This is a genomic window from Xanthobacter sp. YC-JY1, from assembly GCF_021730305.1.
In the GTDB taxonomy this organism is placed as follows: Bacteria; Pseudomonadota; Alphaproteobacteria; order Rhizobiales; family Xanthobacteraceae; genus Xanthobacter; species Xanthobacter flavus.
On sequence record NZ_CP032674.1, the window covers coordinates 3740803 to 3765375 of the forward strand.

The 24573-nt window shown below is 62.6% G+C and carries 23 protein-coding genes and 1 pseudogene; 9 read left to right on the top strand and 15 right to left on the bottom strand.

Annotated elements, in window-relative coordinates; genetic code table 11:
- Positions 1–14: 14 nt before the first annotated feature.
- Positions 15–989, top strand: a complete 975-nt coding sequence (locus D7006_RS17540; RefSeq protein WP_237353955.1) for a LysR family transcriptional regulator — start codon at positions 15–17, stop codon at positions 987–989.
- On the opposite strand, the gene D7006_RS17545 is transcribed toward D7006_RS17540, so the two are convergent.
- From D7006_RS17545 to trbB, 11 genes are read right to left on the bottom strand one after another with little or no spacing between them, the layout of a single operon-like run.
- The gene (locus tag D7006_RS17545) at positions 937–1161 is read right to left on the bottom strand and encodes a DUF2274 domain-containing protein (RefSeq protein ID WP_237353956.1); all 225 of its coding nucleotides are present in this window, start codon (positions 1159–1161) and stop codon (positions 937–939) included. The two genes, D7006_RS17540 and D7006_RS17545, sit on opposite strands and share 53 nt — an antisense overlap.
- 8 nt (positions 1162–1169) lie before the next feature.
- Positions 1170–2408, bottom strand: coding sequence for a TrbI/VirB10 family protein (locus tag D7006_RS17550; protein ID WP_237353957.1), 1239 nt, complete (start codon positions 2406–2408; stop codon positions 1170–1172).
- Positions 2405–3457, bottom strand: coding sequence for a P-type conjugative transfer protein TrbG (trbG, locus tag D7006_RS17555; RefSeq protein ID WP_237353958.1), 1053 nt, complete (start codon positions 3455–3457; stop codon positions 2405–2407). Before trbG ends, D7006_RS17550 begins: the two co-directional genes overlap by 4 nt.
- Entirely contained in the window at positions 3454–4143 is a 690-nt protein-coding gene (trbF, locus tag D7006_RS17560) for a conjugal transfer protein TrbF (RefSeq protein WP_237353959.1), read from the bottom strand. The genes trbG and trbF overlap by 4 nt, the downstream gene beginning before the upstream one ends.
- Positions 4140–5420 carry a P-type conjugative transfer protein TrbL gene (gene trbL / locus D7006_RS17565; RefSeq protein ID WP_237353960.1) on the bottom strand — a complete coding sequence of 427 codons (1281 nt, stop codon included), beginning with the start codon at positions 5418–5420 and terminating at the stop codon, positions 4140–4142. The genes trbF and trbL overlap by 4 nt, the downstream gene beginning before the upstream one ends.
- Positions 5417–5677 (bottom strand): putative entry exclusion protein TrbK-alt, encoded by a 261-nt coding sequence (gene trbK-alt, locus D7006_RS17570; protein ID WP_237353961.1) that lies wholly within the window; start codon positions 5675–5677, stop codon positions 5417–5419. Before trbK-alt ends, trbL begins: the two co-directional genes overlap by 4 nt.
- Positions 5678–5686: 9 nt before the next feature.
- Positions 5687–6421 (bottom strand): P-type conjugative transfer protein TrbJ, encoded by a 735-nt coding sequence (gene trbJ / locus D7006_RS17575; protein ID WP_237353962.1) that lies wholly within the window; start codon positions 6419–6421, stop codon positions 5687–5689.
- Entirely contained in the window at positions 6418–8847 is a 2430-nt protein-coding gene (trbE, locus tag D7006_RS17580) for a conjugal transfer protein TrbE (protein ID WP_237353963.1), read from the bottom strand. The genes trbJ and trbE overlap by 4 nt, the downstream gene beginning before the upstream one ends.
- A gap of 12 nt (positions 8848–8859) precedes the next feature.
- Positions 8860–9132 carry a VirB3 family type IV secretion system protein gene (locus D7006_RS17585; protein WP_237353964.1) on the bottom strand — a complete coding sequence of 91 codons (273 nt, stop codon included), beginning with the start codon at positions 9130–9132 and terminating at the stop codon, positions 8860–8862.
- Positions 9132–9455, bottom strand: coding sequence for a TrbC/VirB2 family protein (locus D7006_RS17590; RefSeq protein ID WP_237356859.1), 324 nt, complete (start codon positions 9453–9455; stop codon positions 9132–9134). Before D7006_RS17590 ends, D7006_RS17585 begins: the two co-directional genes overlap by 1 nt.
- 5 nt (positions 9456–9460) lie before the next feature.
- Entirely contained in the window at positions 9461–10447 is a 987-nt protein-coding gene (gene trbB, locus D7006_RS17595) for a P-type conjugative transfer ATPase TrbB (protein ID WP_237353965.1), read from the bottom strand.
- A 353-nt stretch (positions 10448–10800) separates the two neighbouring features.
- Here trbB and D7006_RS17600 point away from each other — a divergent pair, with 353 nt between their 5' ends.
- The 8 genes from D7006_RS17600 (at position 10801) to D7006_RS17635 (ending at position 19860) form a co-directional block, all read left to right on the top strand.
- The gene (locus D7006_RS17600) at positions 10801–11427 is read left to right on the top strand and encodes a hypothetical protein (RefSeq protein WP_237353966.1); all 627 of its coding nucleotides are present in this window, start codon (positions 10801–10803) and stop codon (positions 11425–11427) included.
- Positions 11428–11568: 141 nt separating this feature from the next.
- Entirely contained in the window at positions 11569–11967 is a 399-nt protein-coding gene (locus tag D7006_RS17605) for a hypothetical protein (protein WP_237353967.1), read from the top strand.
- A gap of 228 nt (positions 11968–12195) precedes the next feature.
- Positions 12196–13824 (top strand): Hachiman antiphage defense system protein HamA, encoded by a 1629-nt coding sequence (locus tag D7006_RS17610; protein ID WP_237353968.1) that lies wholly within the window; start codon positions 12196–12198, stop codon positions 13822–13824.
- Entirely contained in the window at positions 13814–15979 is a 2166-nt protein-coding gene (locus D7006_RS17615) for a DEAD/DEAH box helicase (protein ID WP_237353969.1), read from the top strand. Before D7006_RS17610 ends, D7006_RS17615 begins: the two co-directional genes overlap by 11 nt.
- Positions 15980–16102: 123 nt before the next feature.
- Positions 16103–16438, top strand: coding sequence for a hypothetical protein (locus D7006_RS25440; protein WP_371744960.1), 336 nt, complete (start codon positions 16103–16105; stop codon positions 16436–16438).
- Positions 16401–16556 carry a VOC family protein gene (locus tag D7006_RS17625; RefSeq protein ID WP_371744961.1) on the top strand — a complete coding sequence of 52 codons (156 nt, stop codon included), beginning with the start codon at positions 16401–16403 and terminating at the stop codon, positions 16554–16556. Before D7006_RS25440 ends, D7006_RS17625 begins: the two co-directional genes overlap by 38 nt.
- Before the next feature lie 120 nt (positions 16557–16676).
- Positions 16677–18407 (top strand): ATP-dependent endonuclease, encoded by a 1731-nt coding sequence (locus D7006_RS17630; RefSeq protein WP_237353970.1) that lies wholly within the window; start codon positions 16677–16679, stop codon positions 18405–18407.
- Entirely contained in the window at positions 18397–19860 is a 1464-nt protein-coding gene (locus D7006_RS17635) for a UvrD-helicase domain-containing protein (RefSeq protein WP_237353971.1), read from the top strand. The genes D7006_RS17630 and D7006_RS17635 overlap by 11 nt, the downstream gene beginning before the upstream one ends.
- Before the next feature lie 240 nt (positions 19861–20100).
- On the opposite strand, the gene D7006_RS17640 is transcribed toward D7006_RS17635, so the two are convergent.
- The 4 genes and pseudogenes from D7006_RS17640 to D7006_RS17655 all read right to left on the bottom strand — a co-directional run.
- Positions 20101–20754, bottom strand: coding sequence for a hypothetical protein (locus D7006_RS17640; RefSeq protein WP_237353972.1), 654 nt, complete (start codon positions 20752–20754; stop codon positions 20101–20103).
- A 266-nt stretch (positions 20755–21020) separates the two neighbouring features.
- Positions 21021–22928, bottom strand: coding sequence for an antitoxin Xre/MbcA/ParS toxin-binding domain-containing protein (locus tag D7006_RS17645; protein WP_237353973.1), 1908 nt, complete (start codon positions 22926–22928; stop codon positions 21021–21023).
- A 303-nt stretch (positions 22929–23231) separates the two neighbouring features.
- A complete protein-coding gene (locus tag D7006_RS17650; protein WP_237353974.1) occupies positions 23232–23930 on the bottom strand; it encodes a hypothetical protein in 699 nt (232 codons plus the stop codon).
- Between the two features lie 43 nt (positions 23931–23973).
- Positions 23974–24198, bottom strand: a pseudogene (locus D7006_RS17655) (transposase); the annotation flags it as partial.
- Between the last annotated feature and the right edge of the window lie 375 nt (positions 24199–24573).

A 24573-nucleotide genomic window follows, 5' to 3' on the forward strand; every position in this document is an offset into this window, starting at 1 on the left:
ATTTGAGGGATACCGTGAGGTCGTTAGCACTCGAGATTGATTTTCGCCATCTCCGATATTTCATCGTTGCGGCGGAGACCGGAAGCTTTCGCAGGGCGGCAGCCGCGCTTGGTGTTCAAGAATCGTCTGTTAGCCGCCGGATCCGAGACATCGAGGATCAAACTGGCGCTTCCCTCTTCGTGCGACACCACGGCGGAATCAACCTCACCATGGCTGGCCAGCGCTTCCTTCATCGGGCGCGTCACGCGTTGGAGCACATTCGGGAGGGCGCTGCGGAGGTTGCGGCCATTGGAAGAGCCGAGGGCGGATATCTCCGGGTCGGGCTGTTTTCATCCCTGTCGTCCGGCTTCCTGTCCGCGCTATTTAACCAGTATGATTTGCGGCATCAGTCAGTTCACATTGATTTTGTCGAAGGCGAGGCTCATGAACACATCAATTCGCTACGTCAATTTCGCATGGATATTGCTTTTGTCATCGAAATGGCTGATTTCGCCGACTGTTACGCGAGCCATCTCTGGTCGGAGCCGGTTTTCGTGGCCCTCCCCCAGAGCCACCGACTCGCCTATTCAGAAGCGCTGACTTGGAAGGAACTCGACGCTGAAAAAATCCTTCTGCGGGATACCCCTGCCGCAGGTCGCATCGAGGATTATGTCGTGCACAGAATGCGGGAAGCCGGTGGGGCACCACTAATCGAAGCCCAGCGCGTCGGACGCTACAAGCTTCTCAACCTTGTCTCAGCCGGCAGAGGATTGACCCTGATCATCGAGTCCGAAAGCCTCGTGAAGATTCCTGGGGTCATCTACCGGCCGCTGAATGGCGAGGCTGTCTCTTTCCACGCGGCATGGGCACCGAAGAACGACAATCCTGCACTCCAGACACTGCTTAGCCTTGCGCGAACGATGGCTCGGGACCGGATGGCCGCCCCTTCAACGCCTCTCAACCTGAAGCCAAGCGCCGCGCTCTCGCGAAGGCCCGATCCGTCGCGATGAATCGCTCAAGCATCGGCACGATGAGCCGGACCGGATCGGTGATCGGGTTTCCCTTTTCCTCGCCCAGCACCCCCGCATAGGCAACGAGATCCCGATGAAGCTTTGCCGGCAGCTCCACGGTCACCTTCACCGGCTTGTCGTCGAGGAACTCGCTGAGCTTCAGCTTTGGCATATCAGCCTCTAGGGTTCGAGAACGAGATCGCGCGTGACGATGACCCGCACCGGGTATCCCGGCCGGATGGTGAGCGTCGGCGCGATGTTGAGCTGGCGCTGGACGATCTGGCGGCCCGTCTGGCTGATGCTGTCGGAGGCGCCCTCGCGCAAGGCGCTGGCGAGGTCACTGTCACTGCCGGACGTGCCTGCGCTCGCCCCGACGCTCAGGATGGTGGAGAGCACGGCGGCCTTGAACAGCTCGCCCCAGTGATAGTCGACGCCATCCTCCAGCCCGGCGTAGCCTTCCGCATCGGCTCCAGGCTGGCGCTCCAGTACGATGGAGCGGCCATCGGGGAAGATCAGCCTGTTCCAGACCAGGAGCACCCGGCGCTGCCCGAAGCCGACGCCGTTGTCGTACTGGCCGATGATGCGGGTGCCCTGGGGGATCAGGAGGATCCGGCCGGTCGGGCTGTCATGGACATTCTCGGTCACCTGGGCGGTGACCTGACCCGGCAGGTCGGATCGGATGCCTGTGATCAGCGCCGCTGGGATCACGGCCCCCGCCTGCAGGATGTTAACCGAGGCCGGAGCTACCACGCGGTCGGGGGACACGGTGCGCCGGTCGATTGCCTGGTTGAGGAACGCCGTCTGCCGCTCCTGGGCGGTTGGTGTGACCGCGTGCGGCGCAAGACCAATGGAAGTCAGATCCGGGAGAGGTGCCGCCGTTGTAACCGACGCTGCGCTTGCCGGTTGCGCCATGACAGGGCTCGCCGGCCGCATGTTGGTCTGGGCGAACAGCCGTCCGGTCCGTGCCGCCTCGTTCTCCTGCTGCTGGCGCTGCTCCTCGGGGCTGAGGGCAGGATTGGGCATGCCTCCCATCGTTGGGATCGGCGGCTGGGCCGCCGTCTGGGCATTGAGGATCGGCCGACCGAGGTCGCCGGGCAGAGGCGGCCCCAGCTTGGGGATGCCGGTGTAATCCTTCGGCAGACTGGCGAGCCCGTCCGGCGTCGACTTGACGTCGGTCGCGTAGAGTTCCTGTCCCGGCCCACGGTCCTTGCGCGCCTGAAGAGCGTAGATCAGCGCTCCGCCGATCCCAAGGCCCGCGACCAGCCCCAGCCCGGCCAGCACCTTGCGGGACAGGCGGGTCACCCGGGGCGGCTCCGGCCGCAGCCGCATAACCGCCACAGCCTCCCCCGTCAGCGGCCGGGCGCCGTCATCGCCAGCTGATCCCAGCCCTTTCTCCTTCTCGGATTCATTGCCGCTCATAGAACCGGCCTCCCATCGGTACGGGAGATGCGGACGCGCTTCTGGTCCTTGTCGGCGCCGAAGCGCAACTCAGCCGCGGCAAACAGCCTGTCCACGATCATGTAGGTGCCGCGCACGCGATAGTTCACGAGCTCGGAGGTGTCGCCCTGGGGGCCGACGACGAACAGCGGCGGCATCTCACCCTGGGCGATGCCGCGGGGAAACTCGATGAATACCTGCTGACCGTCATCGAAGGCCCGCAGGGGTCGCCAGGGTGCCCGGTCACCGGTCACCTCGTAGCGGAAGTTCACGCGGGCGAGGTCGATGCCGGTGGCGACGGGCTGCACCGCCAGCGCCTCGGCGTTCTGGCGTCGGAGGGCGATCAGCTGGTCATGCGGATACTGCCAGGAGACCGAGGCCATGTAGGTCTTCTCGGTGGACCGCAGCTCCATGTGATAGGTGCGCAGATTGGTGTTGATGACGAGATTGGTGGCGAGGTCCGGTCGCGTGGGCTTCACCAGGATGTGGACCTGCTTCGCTCCGCCCACCCCACTCTCGGTATCACCGATGATCCAGCGCACCGTGTCGCCGGCGGCAACCGGCCCCGTGCCCACCAGTTGCTCGCCGGGCTGCAGGGCAATGTCGGTGACCTGCCCCGGCGCGGCATAGACCTGATAGAGCGCACCTTCCACGAAGGGATAGACCTGCATGGAGTTGATGAAGCCGTTGCGGACGGGCTGGACCCGGGCTGCGGCATTGGCCTGGTTGACCCGAGCAGCAGGGTCAGTCGCTTCGGGCTCCACCTTGCCCTCCCTGCCCACCGGCTTCAGCTGGCCGGGCAAAGGCAGAGGCTTCGGCAGCTCGACGATGCGCACCGGTCCCGGCGGCTCCGCCTTGAAGACGGCGGGCGGGGCATCGTCATACTCGATCTCGGGCGGCTTCTCGAAGGTGGCGCAGCCAGCGAGCGCGGAAGTGCAAATGAGGAGAAGCGGCAAGCCGGACTTACGGAAAGCCGGAAAGGAGAGGACACGGCGCGCCGGCCTCCCGGATGTGCGGATGGCCGTCGTCATTGTGCGAGCTCCTTCGACCAGTTGATGGCGTTGACGTAGATCCCGAGGGGATTGGCCCGGAGGCGCTCGGCGTCCCGCGGCGCCTGCACCACGACGGTGAGGATGGCGCTCCAGCGGGCGGTGTCGGCGAGACTGCCGTCCTGGTAGCGGCGCTCGGTCCAGGCGATGCGGAAGGAGTCCGGCGAGGCGCGGATGACGCTGGAGACCTCCACCGCCACCTGTTGCTTGCCGACCCGAGCGAAGGGATCATTGGCTCGGGCATAGTCATTGAGCGCGATGGCGCCGGCCTGCGTCGTATAGGCATAGGCCCTAAGCCAGTTCTGACGCACGATGACGGGATCGGCGGAGATGCTGCGCACCTCCTCGATGAAGCGGGCGAGGTGGAAGGCGATCTGGGGATCGGAGGGGAGATAGTCCGAGGTGGCGGGCGCCACCGCCTGCGCCTGCCCCAGCTTGTCCACCTGGACGACCCATGGGACCACCGAGCCGCTCAGCGCCTGCCACGCCAGAGCCCCGGAGAGGCCGGCCGCAAGCGCCAGGCAGCCAAAGGCCATAAGACGCCAGTTCTTCGCCTGGACGCGGGCTGAGCCCATGCGATCGTCCCAGACCTGGGCCGCGCGCTGATACGGCGTCTCGGGTTCGGGAGATCGGCCGTAATGGACCGAGGGTCGCTTGAAGGGCGTCATGGGCGATCGCTTTCGGAGAGGGAGATGGTGGAGCCGCCGCCATGGCTGTCGCCGGACCGCACCTCGTGTGTGGCGGTCTGGATGCCGTGGGCCATCTGCTGGGAGCGCCGCATGCGCTGGGCCCACTCGGGAACATCACCGGAAGAAGCCGGCGTGCTTGATAAGGTGGCTGCGGCTCCGGAGACCGGCGGCGCGGCGGCTGAACCGCGCAATGGAGACGCTGCGGCAGTGGCTCCGGCGCGCGCGACACCACCAAGCCCACCCGCGACGCCGGACAGCCCGGATTGGCCGGCGGCTCCCGCGCTGTAGGCGGATGCAGCGCCTCCGGCGAGGCTCGCGCCAGCTCGTGCGGCCGCTGCCGTTCCAGAGAGCGCAGCACCGGCCCCCCGCACCGCGAGGCCAGCAGCACCCGCTCCCGCGAACGCTACGCCTCCTGCGGCGAGGCCGGTACCCACGGCAGCACCCGCGCCCAGTTGTGGCGCACCGGTGATCAGGCCGGTGGCGATCCCCGGTCCGAAGATGCTGAGACCAAGCAGCGCCAGAGCCGCCAGCACGGCGGACAGGGCCTGGCTGATGGTCGGCTGGGCATCGCCATAGGAGGTGGTGAACTCAGAGAACAGCCCGGAGCCAATCCCGACGATGACGGCGAGGACCATCACCTTCACACCGGAGGCGACGATGTTACCGAGCACCTTCTCGGCGAGGAAGGCGGTCTTGCCGAAGAAGGCGAAGGGGATAAGGACGAAGCCGGCGAGCGTCGTCAGCTTGAACTCTATGAGGGAGACGAAGAGCTGCACCGCCAGGATGAAGAAGGCGATCAGGATCAGGAGCCAGGAGATCAACAGCACGGCGATCTGCACGGCATTGACGAAGAGCGCCACGGGTCCAGTGAGCTGGCTCGCCGCATCGAGCAGCGGCTGGCCCGCGGTGAGCCCCACTTCCGCGAGGCGCCCGGGACGGAGGAACTCCGCCGTGCTGATGGTTGACCCGCCGGCCTTGAGGCCGAGCCCGGCGAAGCTCTCGAACACGATCTTCGCAAGCGCGTTGAAGTTGCCGATGATCCAGGCGAAGAAGCCGATGGCGAGGGTCTTCCTCACCAGCCGGCGCATCACGTCCTCGTCCGCGCCCCAGGCCCAGAACAGGCCGGCAAGGGTGATGTCGAGTGCGATCAGGATGGAGGAGAGGCCCGTCACCTCGCCCTTGATCAGGCCGAAGCCGGAATCGATGTAGCTGGTGAAGGTGTTGAGGAAGGTGTCGATGACGCCCACGTCGTTCATGGCGTCGCTCCGTCCACGGGCTTGCCGAAGAAGCGGCGACGGTTCGCTTCCCAGAGGGCGGCGCAGCGCGGATCGACGGGATCGGCGGACTCCAGTCCAGCGCAGCTCTTGAGATCGGCCGAGGAGACGCTTCCTGCCGGCGCGCTTGGTGAGATGACCAGTTTCACCTGCTGGCCGGAGGCCATCGCCAGCGCGGCGATCACCGCGCCGACCAGGCCGGCGACAACAAGGGTTCTGAGTACGGTGCCCTGATCCATGGCAGCCCCTCAGTTCCCGCGGAACATGGTGACGGCGGAGGGCTGGTAGCTCGACGGGGTGGAGAAGCGCCGGTAGCGCTCCTGCCCCTCCGACACTGCGGTCGCCCGCTCGGCTTCGGACAGCGCCTGCGCCCGGCCATTGGCGGCCACCACCGCGGTGAGGTCGGAGAGCTGCTGCGCCTGGAGCGCCTGGAGCTGGTTGCCCGCCTGCATGGCCTGGAGCGCACCGGTCGCCGCCTGGCTCTGCCCGACGAGCGTCGAGGCCTGCGAGCGGCCGGTGTCGAGATTGCCGACGACGCCCGCCTGCACCCGCAGCGCATCCTGGAGGCCGGCGACTGTGGTCTCCCAGCGGCTCCTGGCCTGGGCGACCAGGGCGGCATCCGAACTGCTCAGCGAGACCGAGCCGTACTGGCCTTGGAACGCCCGATCGATGGCGGTGACGTCATAGGCGATCTTCTGGGCCTGCCCGAGCAGTTGCTGGGTCCGCTGGGTCGACTGCTGGAGCGCGCTGAGAGAGGAATATGGCAGGCTCGCGAGATTGCGGGCCTGGTTGATCAGCATCTGCGCTTCGTTCTGCAGCGAGGTGATCTGGTTGGTGACCTGCTGCAGGGCGCGTGCTGCCTGAAGGAGGTTCTGCGCATAGTTCGAGGGGTCGTAGACCACGTACTGCGCGGCGGCAGGCGCCAGCGGACAGACGAGGAACGGCGCGGCGAGGAGCGCCACACGCAAAGAGCGGCGGATCATGAGCGTGTCTCCAGATTGTCGAGTTTAGGGATGAGGTCGGCGGCCCAGCCGAGGCCGCGATGGCGTAGCCAGGCGGCGAGGAAGCCGTCGCGCCCGTGCTCGGCGAGGATCTGCGAGAGCGCGGCCTGGTCGGTCTTGGACGCGGCGGCGCACAAAGCGAGCGCCACCTGCGAGAGCCCGAGCTCGAACAGGCGGTTGCCGCGCCGGGACTGGCAGTAATAGTCCCGCTTCGGCGTCGCCCGAGCGAGGATTTCAATCTGCCGGTCGTTGAGGCCGAAGCGTCGGTAGATGGCCGTGATCTGGGGCTCGACAGCCCGCTCGTTCGGGAGCAGTAGCCGCGTCTGGCAGCTCTCGATGATGGCGGGGGCAATGGCCGAGCCATCGATGTCGGACAGAGACTGGGTGGCGAACACCACGCTGGCGTTCTTCTTGCGCAGGGTCTTCAGCCATTCCCTGAGCTGGCCGGCGAAGCCCGGATCATCGAGCGCCAGCCAGCCCTCGTCGATGATGAGGAGGGTGGGAGACCCGTCGAGGCGGTCCTCAATGCGGTGGAAGAGATAGGAGAGGACAGCCGGCGCGGCGCTGGTGCCGATCAGCCCCTCGGTCTCGAAGGCCTGGACGGACGCCTGCCCCAGATGCTCCGCCTCGGCATCGAGCAGGCGGCCATGGGCGCCGCCGATGCAATAGGGCCGCAGCGCCTGCTTCAGCGCATTGGACTGGAGCAGCACGGCAAGGCCGGTCAGTGTGCGCTCTTCAACGGGCGCTGAAGCGAGCGACGAAAGCGCCGACCAGATATGCTCCTTCACCTCCGGGGTGATGGAGGCGCCTTCGCGGGCGAGGATCGACACGATCCAGTCGGCCGCCCACGTGCGCTCGGAAAGCTCATCGACGCGGGCCAGCGGCTGGAGCGCGATGCTCTCCTCAGCGAGACTTCCGCCCAGATCGTGCCAGTCGCCACCCATGGCGAGGGCCGCCGCTCGGATGCTGCCGCCAAAATCGAAGGCGAAGACCTGCGAGCCGGCATAGCGCCGGAACTGCAGGGCCATGAGCGCCAGCAGGACCGACTTGCCGGCGCCGGTCGGCCCCACCACCAGGGTGTGGCCCACATCCCCCACATGGAGCGAGAAGCGGAACGGGGTGGAGCCTTCGGTCTTGCCGTAGAACAAAGGCGGCGCCGCAAAATGCGCGTCCTGCTCGTCGCCGGCCCACACCGCCGACAGGGGGATCATGTGCGCGAGGTTGAGGGTGGAGACGGGCGGCTGGCGGACATTGGCATAGACATGCCCCGGCAGGCCGCCGAGCCAGGCGTCCACGGCGTTGATGGTCTCGACCATGGCCGTGAAGTCCCGGCCCTGGATCACCTTCTCCACCAGCCGGAGCTTCTCGTCGGCGATACGGGGATCACCATCCCAGACGGTTACCGTGGCGGTGACATATGCGATGCCGGCATGGTCGGCGCCGAGCTCCTGGAGGGCGAGATCGGCGTCCTCCGCCTTGTTGGCGGCATCGGAATCCACCAGCACCGAAGCTTCGTTGGTCATCACCTCCTTCAGGATGGCGGCGATGGACTTGCGCTTGGCGAACCACTGGCGGCGGATTTTCGTGAGCAGCCGGGTGGCGTCGGTCTTGTCGAGGAGGATGGCCCGGGTCGACCAGCGATAGGGGAAGGCGAGCCGGTTGAGGTCGTCGAGGATCCCAGGTGTCGTCGCCGTCGGGAAGCCGACGATGGTGAGGACACGCAAGTGCTCCGCGCCCAACATAGGCTCCAGCCCGCCGGTGAGCGGCTGGTCGGCGAGGAGCGCGTCGACATACATAGGCGTCTCGGGGATACGGACCCGCTGGCGCCGTGTCGAGACACAGCCGTGCAGATAGGTCAGGGTCTCGGCGTCATCGAGCCAACGGCACTCCGGCATGAAGGCTTCGACCAGCCGGAGCACCCGGTCTGTCCGATCCACGAAGGCACTCAGCGCTTCGCGTGGATCGACACTCTCGCGCCCACGCCCCTCATAGAGCCAGCTCTCCGCCCGTGCGGCATCCTCCGCCGGGGGCAGCCAACAGAAGGTGAGGAAATAGCTGGATTCGAAATGGCTGCCGGCCTCGGCGAAGCCCGCCTTGCGCTCGGCCTCCACCAGCGCGGAGGCGGGATCGGGGAAGAGGCTCTCGGGATAGGCGCCCGCCTCGTGCCGCTGGGCTTCCACGAACAGTGCCCAGCCGGAGCCGAGACGACGGAAGGCACTGTTGAGGCGACCTGCCACCGCCCCCAGCTCAGCAGGCACCGCGGAATCGAGGTCCGGCCCGCGGAAGCGCGCCGTGCGCTGGAAGCTGCCGTCCTTGTTGATGACGATGCCCGGGCCAACGAGGGCCGCCCACGGCAAATAGTCCGCGAGCCGGCTCCCGTGTCGACGATACTCGGCGAGGTTCATCATGGTGCGCCCCACTCAGACCGACAGATGGGAGGGGATGCGCAGATGCCGGCGCACCACGTCGACGAAGAGCGGATCGCGCTTGGCGGCCCAGACGGCGGCGAGATGGCCGACGGCCCAAAGGGCGAGGCCGACGAGCCAGAGCCTCAGCCCCAGCCCGATGGCGCCGGCGAGGGTGCCGTTGAAGATCGCGATCGCCCGCGGCGCGCCGCCGAGCAGGATCGGCTCGCTGAGCGCCCGATGGACCGGGACGGAGAAGCCCGGCACCTCGCCGACATCGCCCGCCATCAGACGAGCGCTCCGCCGCTGAAGGAGAAGAAGGACAGGAAGAAGCTGGAAGCGGCGAAGGCGATGGAGAGGCCGAACACGATCTGGATCAGCCGCCGGAACCCGCCCGAGGTGTCGCCGAAAGCCAGCGCGAGGCCGGTCGAGATGATGATGATCACCGCGATGATCTTGGCGACCGGCCCCTGGATGGAGTCCAGGATCGACTGCAAGGGCGTCTCCCAGGGCATGGAAGAGCCGGAGGCGTGGGCAGCCGACACCGCGCAGGCGAAGGCGAGAGCTGCAGCGGCGGTTCGCAGCAAGCGGCGATGGCGGACAACGAGCATCGAGGTCACGGGGAGGCTCCTTCTTCTGCAGGAGGGATAGCGGGAGAGACCCGGTAGTCGCCGTCGGGGCCGAGCCCTTCGACGCGGGCGAGCTCCGTGAGCCGGCGCGCCGCGCCTCGGCCGGACAGCACGGCGATGAGGTCGATGGTCTCGGCGATCAAAGCGCGCGGCACGGTGACCACGGCTTCCTGGATGAGCTGCTCCAGCCGTCGCAGGGTGCCTATGGCACTACCGGCGTGGATGGTGCCGATGCCGCCGGGGTGACCCGTCCCCCACGCCTTCAGGAGGTCCAGGGCCTCCGCGCCGCGCACCTCGCCGATGGGGATGCGGTCGGGTCTCAGACGGAGCGACGAGCGCACGAGGTCGGAGAGCGAAGCGACGCCGTCCTTGGTGCGCATGGCCACCAGATTGGCCGCGGCGCACTGGAGCTCGCGCGTGTCCTCGATCAGGATGACCCGCTCGGAGGTCCTGGCCACCTCGGCGAGGAGGGCATTGGTGAGGGTGGTCTTGCCGGTGGAGGTGCCGCCGGCCACAAGGATGTTAGCACGGGAGACAACACCGTGACGGAGAGCCTCTGCCTGCGGCGCAGACATGATGCCGGCGGCCACATAATCGTCGAGCGTGAAGACCGCAACGGCGGGCTTGCGGATGGCGAAGGCCGGAGCTGCGACGACAGGCGGGAGCAGGCCTTCGAAGCGCTCACCGGTCCCAGGAAGCTCGGCGGAGAGCCGCGGGGCACCGGCATGGACCTCGGCGCCGATATGGTGCGCGACGAGGCGGATGATGCGCTCGCCGTCACCGGGGGCCAGTCGCTCACCGGTGGCGCCGAGCCCGTTGGACAGGCGGTCGACCCAGAGGCATCCGTCCGGGTTGAGCATGACCTCGACGACGGCTGGGTCATCGAGAAGGCGGGAGATCACCGGGCCGAGCGCAGTACGCAGCATGCGCACGCCGCGCATCAGGCCTTCTAAACTGTGATCTGAACCCGCCATATCATCCCCGCCCTGGCCGGGAGCGACGCAGGGGCTTCCCGGACGGGGATGATTAAAGAAGGGGGAATTGGGGGAGATTCAACAAGAGAACGCGGGCATCGCAGCGTGGCGCGCGATCGCCTGAAATCGGCGTGGCGCTCCTCCTCCGCACTTGCCGGCTGCTACCGGAGTTGACCCTAAGCAGACTCTTGAAATGTCTGCTTGTGAGCACACTACCGAGCGTCACCGCCGAATGGGTCAAAACATCCTTTTAGCGAAATCTCAGTCGGTTCGCTTTCTGGCCATCTCACAACGATTTTCTGCTACGGTTGGTAAGTCCATTATTCGGTAGATAAGGCGTGTAAGAGCAGGGTATGGAATTGCCAAACTGTCTTCCTAGGAGCTTCCAGGCAAACATCGACCGCCTATTCGAACGGGTGATCCGGCCGATGCTAACGGCCATGCCGATCCACGCTGAACTTCAATCGGGCGTGATCGATGATTTGGATGTGTTCCTCGACCGGTGCGCCGCCCAGGTCGACAATCACACGGCCAATGAAGCAGCGAAGGCCTTTACCCTCATCTTGGCCAGCCTCTTCGAACGGCATTTGCGAATCTGGGGCCGCGGGCTCGGTGTAGCGATGGATGGCAAAAGGCCCGGGTTTGAACAATTTCGCGAATACCTTCCTCTTTGCGCTGAGGCGGGCGGCGTCGAGCTGGAGGCCGGCGGGCTCGGTCGGAACTTGATCGAGATGTTTCTGGTGGCCAATGTTTACCGGCACGGTGACGGTCCCTCCGTGCGCGATTTGGTTCAGCACGCACCGGAACGTTGGACCTACGAGACTTCCCGCTACGTCGATATCCTGCCGTCGAATGAAGAGCAGAGCGAGCGGCTCCTGGTCCAACCGGACGACGTCACGCGTTACGCCGGCGCCTGCGCTCGGTTTTGGGGGCGGGCGGACAAGATGCCGAACGCTTTACTCGAGCCGCCTTACGGCTAACTGAGGCGAACGCGCCGGATCGTACCTGCCACCAACGCGATGCCGAGATCGTCCGCAACCCTTACGATTGGTTTCCTATTATGTTCTGGTCGAGTCTGCTAGACTGAGGGCGACTCTTAAGATACATCGGTCGAGATCTCGGTGGCGGGGCAGGCACAGGACAATCTCAAGGCTCAAACTGGTCAGCTCGTTGTTCGCGCGGCAACGACCGGTCGACTGCGTTCGTTCCTCATGGAGAGCAAGGAGCCGATCTTGCTGCTCGGCGGCGGGGCTTCCATCAAGTCAGGCACTCCTGGAGCGGCAAAGACTGCCGAGAGCATCGCGCGATGGGCTTGGTGCAAAGAGAATGGCCGCCAAACCGAGGATTACAGTATTCGCCGCTCGGATTACTGGCTATCGTTAACTGCTCAGCCATGGTTCTGGAATGGCGTTGATCCTGCTGACCTCTACCGCGAGGCCGTCGAACGACTTCTCGGGATTAAGAGGGGCCGACTGTGGTTCTTTGAGAAGCTGCCCCCCCCGTATGCCTATCTATGGTAGCGCTTCAATGCTTTTCCGCCATCGGGACAGCAGTGCGAACGTCGAAGGACCGTGCGCTTGGAGCGTTGTCGGGAATCGTTTCTAGCTTGGGTCAGGCAGCAGAACCGTGCCTTGGAACGATGCTTAGTAAGATGATTGCAATGCTATCTTGAACATTGTCATCATGCAAAGATATTCGCTCGACACGGGCCGCGCAGCGGCGACCTCATCCAGTAAAGGCTCGCGGGTATGACGACTCTCTCGAGCCTAGTCGATCCTGCCCTCGCCAACGACGCCGGCGGCGTCGCGGGGCGAATTGGCTACGACTTCCAGGCTCATGTGGCCGCTGGCTTCGTCTTGGACATGATTGCCGATCCAGAGCTTTTGCAGGTCGAGTGCGAAACAGCCGACGACGTTACCCTGCGCTGGGAACGGGGCGGTCGGCAGGAGATCGAATACGTCCAGGTCAAGACAACGGATGGCAATTCGAAGTGGGGCATCCAGGAACTGACGGCGCGCGACAAATCGAAGTTCGGGAGTTCCCTCATGGAGAAGTCCTTGGCTTGCGACGCCTTTCCCGGCAATCCCTTGTTTCGTTTTGTTAGCACTCGCGACGTTCGCGGCGAGCTTGTGCTCTTCAAGGCCCGCCGGCCAAGTCGCCCCAACCCTGATCCCCGCTTCGCCAAGCTCGTCGGGAGCTTCGGGGCCAAGCATAAGACCTACAAATCGCCCCAGGGACGAACGACTGCCGACTGGGCGGCAAGCATGCTCTGGGACGTCGAAGGAAATGAGAAGGCGCTCGAGGCAAAGAACGTCCTTAAGCTGCTCAGGCTCGCCGAGGACTCTGGCGAACGGCCATCGTCGCAGCTTGCCGAGGAAGCCTACGATGATCTTCTCAAGCGCGTCACCGCCGCAAGCAAAGCATCCCGCGTGACCGAGCCTCAGGCCAAGTCAATTCCGCGCCGCGATGCCTGGACGTGGTGGAGGTCGTGGCTTTCGAAGATGGGCACCGCGGGTCAGCGCTCGCTAAAGGTCTACAACGCCACGCCTGACGAGTTCTTCGTCAAGATCGTCGATGTCGATGAGGCCCACCTCAAACGCTCGTGCCAGGCGTTCGACGCGGAGTTCGATGGAGGGGCTTGGCGCCGGGACGAGCTCGCCGCCTACCTTGTGGACTGGCTTCCAGACATTACCTTGCCGCCGAAGGTACTGGCATCCTTCAGTCATAACGAAGCGCGCGCCCTTACAAAGCGCGCTCTCGATGCTTTCAAGGCGAGCGGAAGCTTTGCCATTGGCCGGCTCCTTGCTGAGCTAATGCTAAATGCCATCCTTCGGCACTACCGCAGGAGCGAGCCGATTTCATGTAAGCTATTCACCAAGAGCGCCGGCGTCGTGCACTCCAACAGCGCGCATATCGTGCACGCAGCCGATACTGACGAGATTTGGCTCGGTCAAGCCCGCCTCGCCGCCACGACGAGCCACGAAGGCATCGTGTCGGAAGTCATCAGCCAGATCGAGGAGACGTTCGAGCGCGATGTCCTGAAGCGCGAGCGAGAAGTCATCGTCCAGCTCAGAGACCCAAACCACCTTAAGGCGACAAACATTGAGCGTTCGTTCTCCAAAAACGCCAAGCTCGACGATTTTTTGCGGGTACTTCGAGTACCAATACTGATCGCCTACGACAGCGGGGTGATCAGCGCTGGCGGGCAGCCGGGTTACGTGACCGAGCTCATCGCTGAAGTTACCGTCTCCTACGAGCGGATCAAACGGCAACTGCCCAACAAGCTGCGCGACGTCCAGGTCCATGTATTCCTCGTCCCAGTGGAATGTGCGGTCTCGCTGGCGAACAGCTTCGAAAGCCACCTCAATGGAAAATAGCCAATCCATACAAGCGCTCCGCGCCGCACTCGCGGCCCCGGAAGCGGTCGCGTCGGATCCGTTCGGCCTGCTTCAGGCGATTTCGACCCTTGTGAATAATCATCCAAGCCATAGCATTGGGCGCGAGATGGTCATTCGGGCCCTGTCGGTCCAGGACCTGTTTCCAGAGGACCACAAGATCATCCTCCAGTCGATGGTCAAGTCGGTAGGCCTCATTCCTTACCTTGACCGGGAACTTCGCGGCTTCGACCTACAAGATCGCATGCTTATCGAGGCGCACCGCCCACCCATCGACGAGCCTGGCCTGCTCTTTCACACTCTGCAACTCCAGATATATCGCGACCTGTTGGCTGGACGTAACGTCGTCCTGAGCGCGTCGACAAGCGTCGGCAAGAGCTTGGTCGTCGACGCGGTGATTGCCTCTGGCAAGCACCACCACATGGTAATCGTCGTCCCGACGATCGCCCTGATCGACGAGACGCGACGTCGCTTGTCCAAGCGTTTCGGCGCGACCTACGATGTTGTTACCCACCCAACCCAGGCATCGGACGTAACGCGTCCGACGATCTTCGTCCTTACCCAGGAACGTGCGTTGGCGCGTCAGGATTTGGGCGAGGTAACGTTCTTCGTTATCGATGAGTTCTACAAGCTCGACCTTCGACGCGACAGTACGGATCGGACGATCGACCTGAACCTTTGTTTCAACAAGCTCGCAAGGTCCGGAGCACAGTTCTATCTCATTGGCCCAAACATCGATGCCGTTACGGGACTAGGCGAGTCATACGAGTACACGTTCATTCCATCGCGTTTCTCGACCGTGGCCTTGGATATCGTCGTTTACGGCCTCCCGCGCGATGACGAAGTGCGATGCGAGAAACTCATTGAGATCCTTCCGCGACTCGAGACGCCAACGCTTGTCTATTGCCAATCACCTGCGAAAGCCGCGCTCGTCGCCGAGGCCCTCATCGACAGCAAGCTGTTTCCCGAAAACTTCGCCACCGCGGACGTCGTCGACTGGTTAGTGCGCGAATATCCGGAGCAATGGATTTTCATCCGGGCTCTTCGCTGCGGCATCGGCGTCCATCACGGCAACATCCCGAGGGCCTTGCAGCAATATGTGGTGCGCGCTTTCGAGCAGGGGCACATCAAGACAATTGTTTGCACCTCGACGATTATCGAGGGTGTAAATACCGTCGCCGAGAACGTCATCGTCTACGACAAGCGCATCGGCGGGCCCAACCTAGATAGCTTCACGTTCAAGAATATCGCGGGCCGTGCCGGGCGAATGACCAAATACTTCATCGGAAAGGTCTTCGTGCTAGAAGCGCCGCCGGCGGACGACCCATCCTACAGTGTCGAAGTTGGGATACAGCATCAGGACGAGAAGACCCCGTTCCCGTTGATTTTGGACCTGCCAGAGGAAGATCTAATGATCGTCTCGAAACAGCGCATCGAAGACGTCCGCTTCGAAAGCCCTATCTCTCTGGCGACAATACGGCTCAACCGCCACATCCCGGTCGAAGACCAATACGCCGTCCACCGGGTCATTTCGCGAGACCTAGTATTGCTACAAGATTCGCTCGCCTGGAAAGGTTCTCCGGAGCCGCATCAGCTCTTGGCCGTCTGTAACATCATCTACGATCAGATTGACCGTGGCCGCTCGTTGGGGGGATACGGGGTCATGAGCGGCGTGGGCTTGAAGGCAGAACTTGATCGGCTTCGGATGGCGAAGTCGTTTCGGGAGGTGCTAGATCACTGGGTTGTCCGGAAGCGCTTCGAGGAGTCTATTAGCGACGCAGTCGAGCGCGGTCTACGCTTCATGCGGCGATACGTGAGTTTTACGTTTCCCCGTCAGCTGATGGCCGTCAGTCACATCCAAGCCGAAATCTATGATCGTGAAGGGGTCGCTAAGGTTGGCGACTATAGCTTCTTCGCCACAAGTGCGGAGAGCCTATTCATGGAGTCCGGGCTCTTTGCCTTGGACGAGTACGGCGTGCCACCGGAACTGGCTCGTCGGTTAGGCAAGGGCGCTGGCGAGATTCGCACGCTCAACGCAGGGCTTGGGTTGGTCGCGAAAGTGGACCTGCAGGCTAAGAATCTCCATCCGTTCGAGCGCGAAATTCTCGCGGACGTCTTGGCTTCGCTTGGCCGCTAAGGAGCTTGTGGCCGCACCGAGTGACGACCTGATTGATGTGCCCCTCTGAAATTCCTCTAGAAAAGAACTCAAGTCCGTCCTGACGTAAGCCTCCGGCGAGGACCAAGCTGGCGAGATGCTCGTATGGCTGGTCGCCGCGACATTATCGCCGAGTTGCGGGCGCGGGACTTCATCGCCGCCGGGACCTGCAGCCCGCAGCCAGCCGCATCCTATTCCTATGTCACGACGAGGGCGTTCCTCGCCCATTTCGGCTTTGACACCCTCCGCGACCTGCCGGACATGATGGCGTTGGAGGAAGTGGGGCTGCTGGCGGGGGCGTCTTGTCCTTCGAGCTTGCGATCGAAGCGGAGGCGGGTGACGCTACGTTTGACTTCGCCGATGATCCGGCTGAAACGAATGAGGTCTGAAACGGAAGCAGCCAATGGCCACCGCCAAAAATACCATCTGTCTCTGGTTTGATAATGATCTTGAGGTGGGAGCCCGACTTTATGCCGAGATGTTTCCGGACAGCTCCATCAGTGCCATTCAGCATGTGTCCTTTGCCCGCCCACCCGGCAAAGCCGGAGCGCGCCGATAGTGGATTCACCGTCGCCGGTACCCCTATCTCGGTAAGCCGCCATCGAGGCGGCTTACCGCAGCCAAGCATCTAAATCGGATCTAATAGTGACACCCTGGACACGGGCTTTGGGGCTGTTCCATGCGCATCGTCCTTCTAGAGATAAAGAATTTCCGTGGCATTAAATGCCTCATTTGGTCCCCATCGCCAGGCATGAATTGCCTAATCGGCCCTGGAGATTCCACTAAAACGACGATCCTCGATGCGATTGAGCTTTGCCTCAACCCGCGTTCCTACATTCTCGCAGACGATTGTGATTTCTTTGATCTCAAGGTCGAGGAGCCAATCCGGATCACTGTCACGCTGGCGGGTCTTCCATCCCACTTTAAGGCCGAGGACCGATACGGCCTGCATCTTCGCGGCTGGAACCAGTCGGAGGGCAAGGTCGTAGACGAGCCGGGAGCAGGGCTGGAAGAGGCTTTGTCTATCTCAGTCGTTATCGATCGGTCGCTCGAGGCGCGATGGTCCATCCACAATAATCGCATCGAGGCCTCGGAAGCTGATCCGCCGACTGTTCGGTTCAAGGACGCCAAGCAGATGGCTACTAATCGCCTTGGGCCGTTTGCCGAACGACATCTCGGCTGGGGCCGAGCCTCGGTGCTCACGCGGATTGGAGAAGCCGGCGAAGGTTACAGCCTTCAACTCGCGGAGGCCGGCCGCGCCGCCCGCAGCGCATTTAAAGCTGGCGACCAAGGCGTATTCAAGAAGGCCGTCGACCGGGCCGAAGAGCTGAGCAAAATCTTAGCCGTACCCATCCGCGGCAAGTTTACGGCTGAACTCGACGTCCAAGGCGTCAGCATCACCTCAGGCGGCATCTCCCTTCACGGCGGCGACCTCCCGCTGCGCAGACTTGGAACAGGCTCTGCCCGCCTTCTTGTCTCAGCACTCCAGCATGACGCCGGACCGCCACACGTCGCCATCATCGATGAGATTGAGCACGGCCTGGAGCCGCATCGTATCGCTCGCCTCATCAAATATCTGAAGGTTCCAAAGGCTGGCGCAGGCGCTGCCCTGCCACAGATTTTTGCTACCACCCACTCACCGGTTGTGGTCCGGGAGCTGATGGCCGCGGATATCTTCGCCGTCCGCTCCAAGGCCGGCATCACGACCGTCGCATCCGTCTCGGCAACTGCGAAGGATCCCGAGACCGCCCAGCGTCATTTGCGCGGAACGCCGGAGGCATTTCTGTCCCGCAAGGTGATTGTCGGCGAAGGCAGAACCGAGCAAGGGTTGGCGCGAGGCCTCGATGACTGGTGGCAGGCGTCGGGAAGGGATTCCTTCGCGCTTCAAGGCGTCGTCGCCATCGATGGCGGCGGTAAGGACAAGGCGCCGCTGATCGCCGAGCATCTTCGCGATCTCGGATATGAGGTCTGGCTGCTCCTCGATTCCGACGAGCCTCCGAACGAGGTAGCCCTGAAACGGGCGACCGCGAAAGGCGCGGTCGTCCATCAATGGCCAGGCGGTTACTCCACTGAGGAGCGGCTGTTTCTCGATCTCCCGTGGTCCGCGGTTCGATCCATGATCATGCTCGCCGTCGAGTTTCTCGGCCAAGATAGCGTCATGGCCGTAATGGATAATGCCCTTGCCAAGGCCAGCCTCCCCACGGCCACTGCTGCGAAATTAGGTGAGGATCGGGACACGGAAGGTGTCCGGCGCGTGCTTGGTAAGGTCGCGAAGGACAAAAGCTGGTTCAAGGACATCACGCGCGGCGAACGGCTGGCCGAGATCATCGGCCCTTGTCTCCACACCATCTCAGAGAAGGCTACTGCAACCGGTTTCGACGCCATGCGGAGATGGGTCGATGGCCAATGACGAGAAAATCGCACGACTTGCCGCGTCCGTTCGTCGGGGCAGTATCGTGGCTGCTGCGGGCTGCGGCAAGACAGAGCAGATCGCACGCGCCGTTGGCATCTCGACGCAAAGACGGCTGATCCTGACCCATACACATGCGGGTGTCGATGCGCTGACCCGCCGTCTGAAGAAGCTCCGCATTTCTGCCGACAAGTACCGTATCGACACGATCGCAGGGTGGTGCCTGCGGTTCGCAGCGGCTTTTCCGCGGCGCTCCGGCATCGTCGCGACCGTTCCGACTACGCCAGCCGACTGGGACGCCATCTATCTCGCCGGCGCAAGGCTCCTCGACAGCGGTGCTGTCGACGGCGTGCTGCTCGTCTCCTATGGCGGATGCTTTGTCGACGAGTACCAGGATTGCACCCTCCAACAGCACCAGGTGATCAGCCGCCTCGCCAATCTCCTTCCCACCTGCGTCTTCGGCGATCCGCTACAGGCGATATTCGATTTCAGAGACCAGCACCCCGTCGACTGGGACAGCGACGTCTTCCCGACGTTCGTCCGGTCGGCCGAGCTCTCAACGCCGTGGCGTTGGAAGAATGCTAGAAACGGGGAATTGGCGGACTGGCTCGGCGATGTTCGCGTCGCCCTTGAGCAAAACAAGCCGATCGACCTGACGTCCCGACCCCGATGCGTCGCATGGACTGAGCTTCCAGTCGATGCTTCCCGCCACCAGGCCACTATCGTCGGTCAATGTCTCGAGGCCATGAGCGAAAACGACCTGGGCAATCTGGTCGTCATCGGCGACAGCACCAGCGAGAATCGACGATCGGCCTTGGCACAGAAACTTGCCAAGCAAGGCTTCGCAAATATCGAGGCTATCGGCTGTAAGACCCTGCATTCCGCAGCGAGGGCAATCGACAAGGCGAAGGGTTTGGGCCGTCTCAAGGCGCTGTTGGATTTCGCGTCGAAGTGTATGACGGGCGCCGACAAGGCCGCACTCGAGAAGGCGATCGATGCGCGGCAACAAGGCCGCCGCTTGGGTCAAGCCAAATTCGGCAACCTTCTCCCCCTGGCGGATGCAGTTATCGAAGATGGCGGCGACCTAGCGATGCTTGCACTTCTCCAGGCCATGCGCGACCGGCCCGGCGTCTACCTCTATCGGCGTGAAATGTTTTTCGCCATGAGATCGGCGTTACAGATCAAGGCGGTCAACGGGCTTCCCACTCTCAGCACGTCTATCTGGGAGGTCCAGAATCGGATCCGTCACTCCGGCCGACACCTGGGCGAGCGGAGCATCGGCAGCACGCTTCTCGTCAAAGGCCTGGAGTTCGATCGCGCGATTGTTGTGGCGACCAACACCATGACCGGCAAAGACTGGTACGTTGCGCTCACAAGAGCGACAATGAGGCTCCGCATCATCTCGATGGACGAGCACCTCTCTCTGGCTAGAACATCGACCGCAATCTCATAACACAGACCTGTTGCGCCGACGGTATTGTGTGGCTAACGAGGTGAGGTGCTCCAAGCTAAGTGCGGGGTTGGCTGGCCTCGATTGGAGCCCAAATCTCTGTATCGACCACATTCGCGTTGATTTCTGCGTGGGGCCATATGAGCTGCCGCCGGTCCCGCGCCGGGTTGAACAGCGTGTGGGGACGCAAAGGGGTAAATGCCCATCGTTCTTGAAGCCCTTTGGACCGTGAATGTATCGGCTTCATTCTCGAGGCACATAATCGCCGTCCGGATAGGGGAGACGGCGGACGATTTCCCTTAGCAGAGCGAGATATCTTCGGACCGAGTTCTTGAACTCGGCCGCGTCCCCTATCGGCCGGTCCTTGAACGCATGGATGGCGTTCCGCCGCTGCTGGACCAGTTCCATAAGGGTGAGGTGGTCGGTCTCCAAAATCTGTCTAGCCGCACAGTACTTGCGTAATGGCTCGAGCGTCAGGCCATCTGGACTATGCGCCACCCCCTTTTTATGGTCGTATGCATTCGCTGATTTTAGATTGTTAATGTCAATTTTGTAGTTCTCGTAGTAGACTGAAAGCAGCAATTTCACTGAACCCTCAAGCAGACTCCCCAAGTTCGCCCATGCGAGGATCAGCTCCGCGGGAGTGAGCGTGGAGCTCTTCACCCAGATCCGCAGAGTTGAGGACAGAGATACTTGCCAATCCAGACGGGACTTCCCGAGAAGTCCGGCCGCGTCCGTTGGAGCCCAGCCGTCGCTTTTCGACCAGAAAGCGGCGAGCTGTGTGTTCAGCGTTTCTATCTTATCCACAACCTGCGCAATAGGGATCGATGAAACCGGCGTAGTCGACACGACGTTTCCGATTTGGATGATACTTGTTGAAGAGATGGTTCGTGCCACTTTCTTCTCCCCGATCCGCCGATTCCTGGTTCGCACCACGCCATATAACGATTTCGACAGCCGTTGAGCTTTGACCTAAAGGTGCCGGCGGCGGCCCATATAATGCGTGCGCCCTCTCCGATAAAGCCCGAGAGCCGCCCATGGCGTCAATCCTCTGAAAATGAAAGCGGAGTTATACACATCTATCACGACTTCGGTCGAACCCGAAATCGCTGTTGAAGTTTGAGACGGGGAAACATCCTGTTCCCCGCAATCGGGTGTGCATTTCAGCGGCGGGATTTTTTCGCAGGAAGATAGCCGGCGCACTTGTCGCGAGTGGCATCGTCGATGGTGAAATCGGCGGGCGACCGCCCGCCGAGCTCTGGGCGTGAACACCGCATCCATAGGTCAGCACACGCAGGGTCGATGTAGCGGTTGCGAGCGAGGGCCTCAAGCTCTCGGACGGCTTTTTGCTTGCGCTCGCGGGCTTGCTCTTCGATCCTGAGCTGGTCCGCTTTTCGTCCGAGAGCATGGATTACGTCGCGAAGCCCAGTTTCGCTCCGCGCGGACTCCAGGGGAGACTGGCCGTTCAGAGCGGCATCGCCGGTGCTCAGCCAGATTTCATGACCTTCACCTAGGTCCGCCGCCGCGAGCGTCCTGAGCCGGACCACCCGTGCTTCGGTATCGGCTTTCTCCTTCTCCCGTTTCTCCCGTTCTCTGTCTTCGGCCTCAAGGCGCTTCCTCTGCAGCGCGCGCGCAAGCTCCCCCTCACATGGGAGGCCAAGAAGCTCCAAGTCGGCACGAGGCGAAAAGCGGATCCGGGTGCGGATGTTGGACAGTTGATGGCAAAGCGCCGTCCATTCAGGATCGCTGCCGTGGATTGCGTCAACGACGGACTGTCCACGGCCCGATAGTTCGGCCAGGATCCATGCCTCGAACGAAAATTCGCGCGTTTCCTTGTCAGGCAGGCCAAGAAGCTGCTCTGACACGATGCCCCGAATTTCGGCCAGGCGTTTCCCAGGGCGCGCCCGCAACGCCTCCGCCTCGTGAATCCTCTGCCGCAACAGACTGGACGCCTGCCAAATCTCTGAGGGCGCGGAGTGGACAAACCCGAGCCTCTCCAGTCGGCGAAGATAGCTCTCAACGGATTTTGCGGGAGAGGCGAATGGCAAGCCCGCATCCTTTAGGGCTTTGGCAATGTCCTCGGAGACCGAGCGGAAGCGCGGGTCGATCCAGCTCCGCCTGACCAGGGCGGCGACGGCCGTTCGCGTTCTGAAGGGTTGGGATTTCGATTGCAGCAAGTCGAGGACAATTGCACCTTGCCACTCGGCGAGCGGGACCGTGAAACATCCGCTTCCGTCGACGGGGAGGTTGATCAGAGCATCCAAGCCGTCCTGTCGCAGGATAGCCTCGCATTCCCCACTACCCCCTTCGCGAGCCGGAAGGCGGTGCCGATAATTTCGACGGTGCTCGTCGATGGACTTTTGCCGATCTTCGGCACGTTGGCGCGCCCTCTCCGACAAGCGGTCCCGGGCAGCGGGCTCGTGCGGATTGTGAAGCCAGATCCTGGGAGCGTTGTAGAGGATGTCGTCGGCTAGCTCATCCAATGCTCGATCCCGGTAGGCGGACAGGTCGATCTCGATCGCCCCGACATTCATGGTCCGGATTCGCGCGATTTTCACGTCATCGCAGGGGTGGGTGACTTTGAATTCAACGATGAGACGCCGATCCCGCAGCACCAGAACGACGTCCGGCACAATCGATCCATCCTTGGTTTCAAGAATGGCCTCGTCAAATGCGAGTCTCGTTGCCCGCACCACAACTTCGGTATCGTCTTGATGCGCAATGAGTAGCTCGGGAAGCGCAATCTCCAGTCGCTCGTCGAGGACCTGCTTCGCGAACTTGTGGAGGGCTGTTTCGCCCGCGGACGTACATGAAGCGCCGTAGCGATCAAAGTGATGCGCGAAGTGGTGTGCTTGCAGATCCCCCTGCTTTGCAACCATTCGCCGGTCGCAGCCGGGGCATCGGCATTGGCAGGCGAGTCCCGACGGCACTTCGTCGATATGTCGAAGTGAACCGTCAGCGGCTTCCGCAACAAGAACACCGCCTTGCTCCGTACAATCGAAGAGCTGACCAAGCCGTATGCGTGCCATGCGTCCACCATTCGCTCGCGACAAGGCGCTGGAATGAGCCATGAACCGATTCGGTACGGGCTGCGAATTTCGGCTCCATCATGCCTAACGGCCGGCGTGGGTGGCGATCTCGAGCGTACTCAGCGGCTCGAAACCAACCTCAGCCATTCCCCAGGACTTCACCCCCGCGGCAACGCCGACTTTTTCAACAGAACCCGCCAAGAGCAGAAATTGGACCGTCATCGGATAGCTGACGTTCGACTTCGCGCCCCATAGTAGTCATTTTGGCAGTGGACTGGCGATCCCGAATCCTGCCATTTGTTCAGCATATTGATAAGCGCAGCAATTGAGTGGATCTGAGCTGCATCATTGGCCTCGGGAATTCGCCTTGGCGAGATTGACCAGCCCGCCGTCCAGTCGCCGGCAGAACGACTTGATACGCGAGAGGTGAAGCCTGCATTGCTCGAACGTCAGCGCAATCGGGTCGCCGGCTGTGAACGGCAGGCTCGCGCCGCGTTCTACGGCGGTGTCAAGCATGCCTTGTGTCGCTCTGACATAGCCATGCGCGAAAGCGTTGCGCAGAATCGATGTCTGAATCAGCCCGGCCTTGCCGTCGATGATCCGCCAGTCCCGCCCAAGCTCCGCCAACAACTTGCCGCCCCAAGCCTCGACGCCGCCGGTCAGATGGATATCAAAGATGATCTGAACCTCGCCGTCGGTCGGGGCTCGGTACAACAGTGCAAAGTCCTTGCTGTCGAGGATGTATCGGACGTACCGGCCGTGGGCGTCCATCAAGGAATAGGCCTTGATCAAGATAATTTCGAAAAACTGGCTGCGATCGCGAAGCGTCGCAAGATGTTCGTCGAGCGTGACCCGATACTTGGACTGCATAGTACGATCGCGCAATCGGACGCCATGCTCGGCGTCGAGCTCGGTCGCCTCCCAGCGCGCTAGCTCGCTATTAAAGGCGGTCTGACCGCTGAAGAGCAGGCGGCTCAGCCGCTGCCACTGCGGCCAGATCGGCGCGACTATCAGGTCGATGGGAGGTACATCATGATCGCTCATCAAGCGCTCATAGCCTAATTTGACCGATCCTGTCAGCGCATCGCGATAGTCGTAGGGGGAACGACAGCCGCCGCTCCGAGCGGATGCCGAAGCAATAGCCGATGAGCAGCATCCGGATCATCAGCTCCGGGTCGATCGAGGGGCGCCCGATCTCGCTGTAGAAAGGCTTGAGGCGTAGACGGATGCTGGAAAGGTCGACGAACCTGTCGATGGCCTGCACGAGGTGGCCGGCAGGGACATGACGCTCCAGGCTGAACTCGCAGAACAGTGCCTCCTGCGCCCCTGTCCGCTCGCCATCATCGGCTGTCCTCCCTCAACGAGAATAACTGAATCAGGCCCCCCCCCCCCGCAGCAACGCCGACTTTTTCAACGGAATCGGCGCTCAGCCGAAACGGTAGCGCTTAGCGTGGCGGCCAAACAGCTTGGTGAGCGTCTCGTCAAATGGTACATAGACACCGTCATGGTCGGCGAGATTATGGCTGTGGTCCTTTCGGGCCAAAGGGCAGCGGGCGGCGGCCAGGTTGGAGGCGAAGTCGTGATAGTGGCGTGGTGACCCTGTGGTCGGGCACAGTCACCCAGACCGAGCGGATCGCATTTACTTTGTGCGGTGATAGAAGATAATCGTCAGCACAGCCGCCAGCAT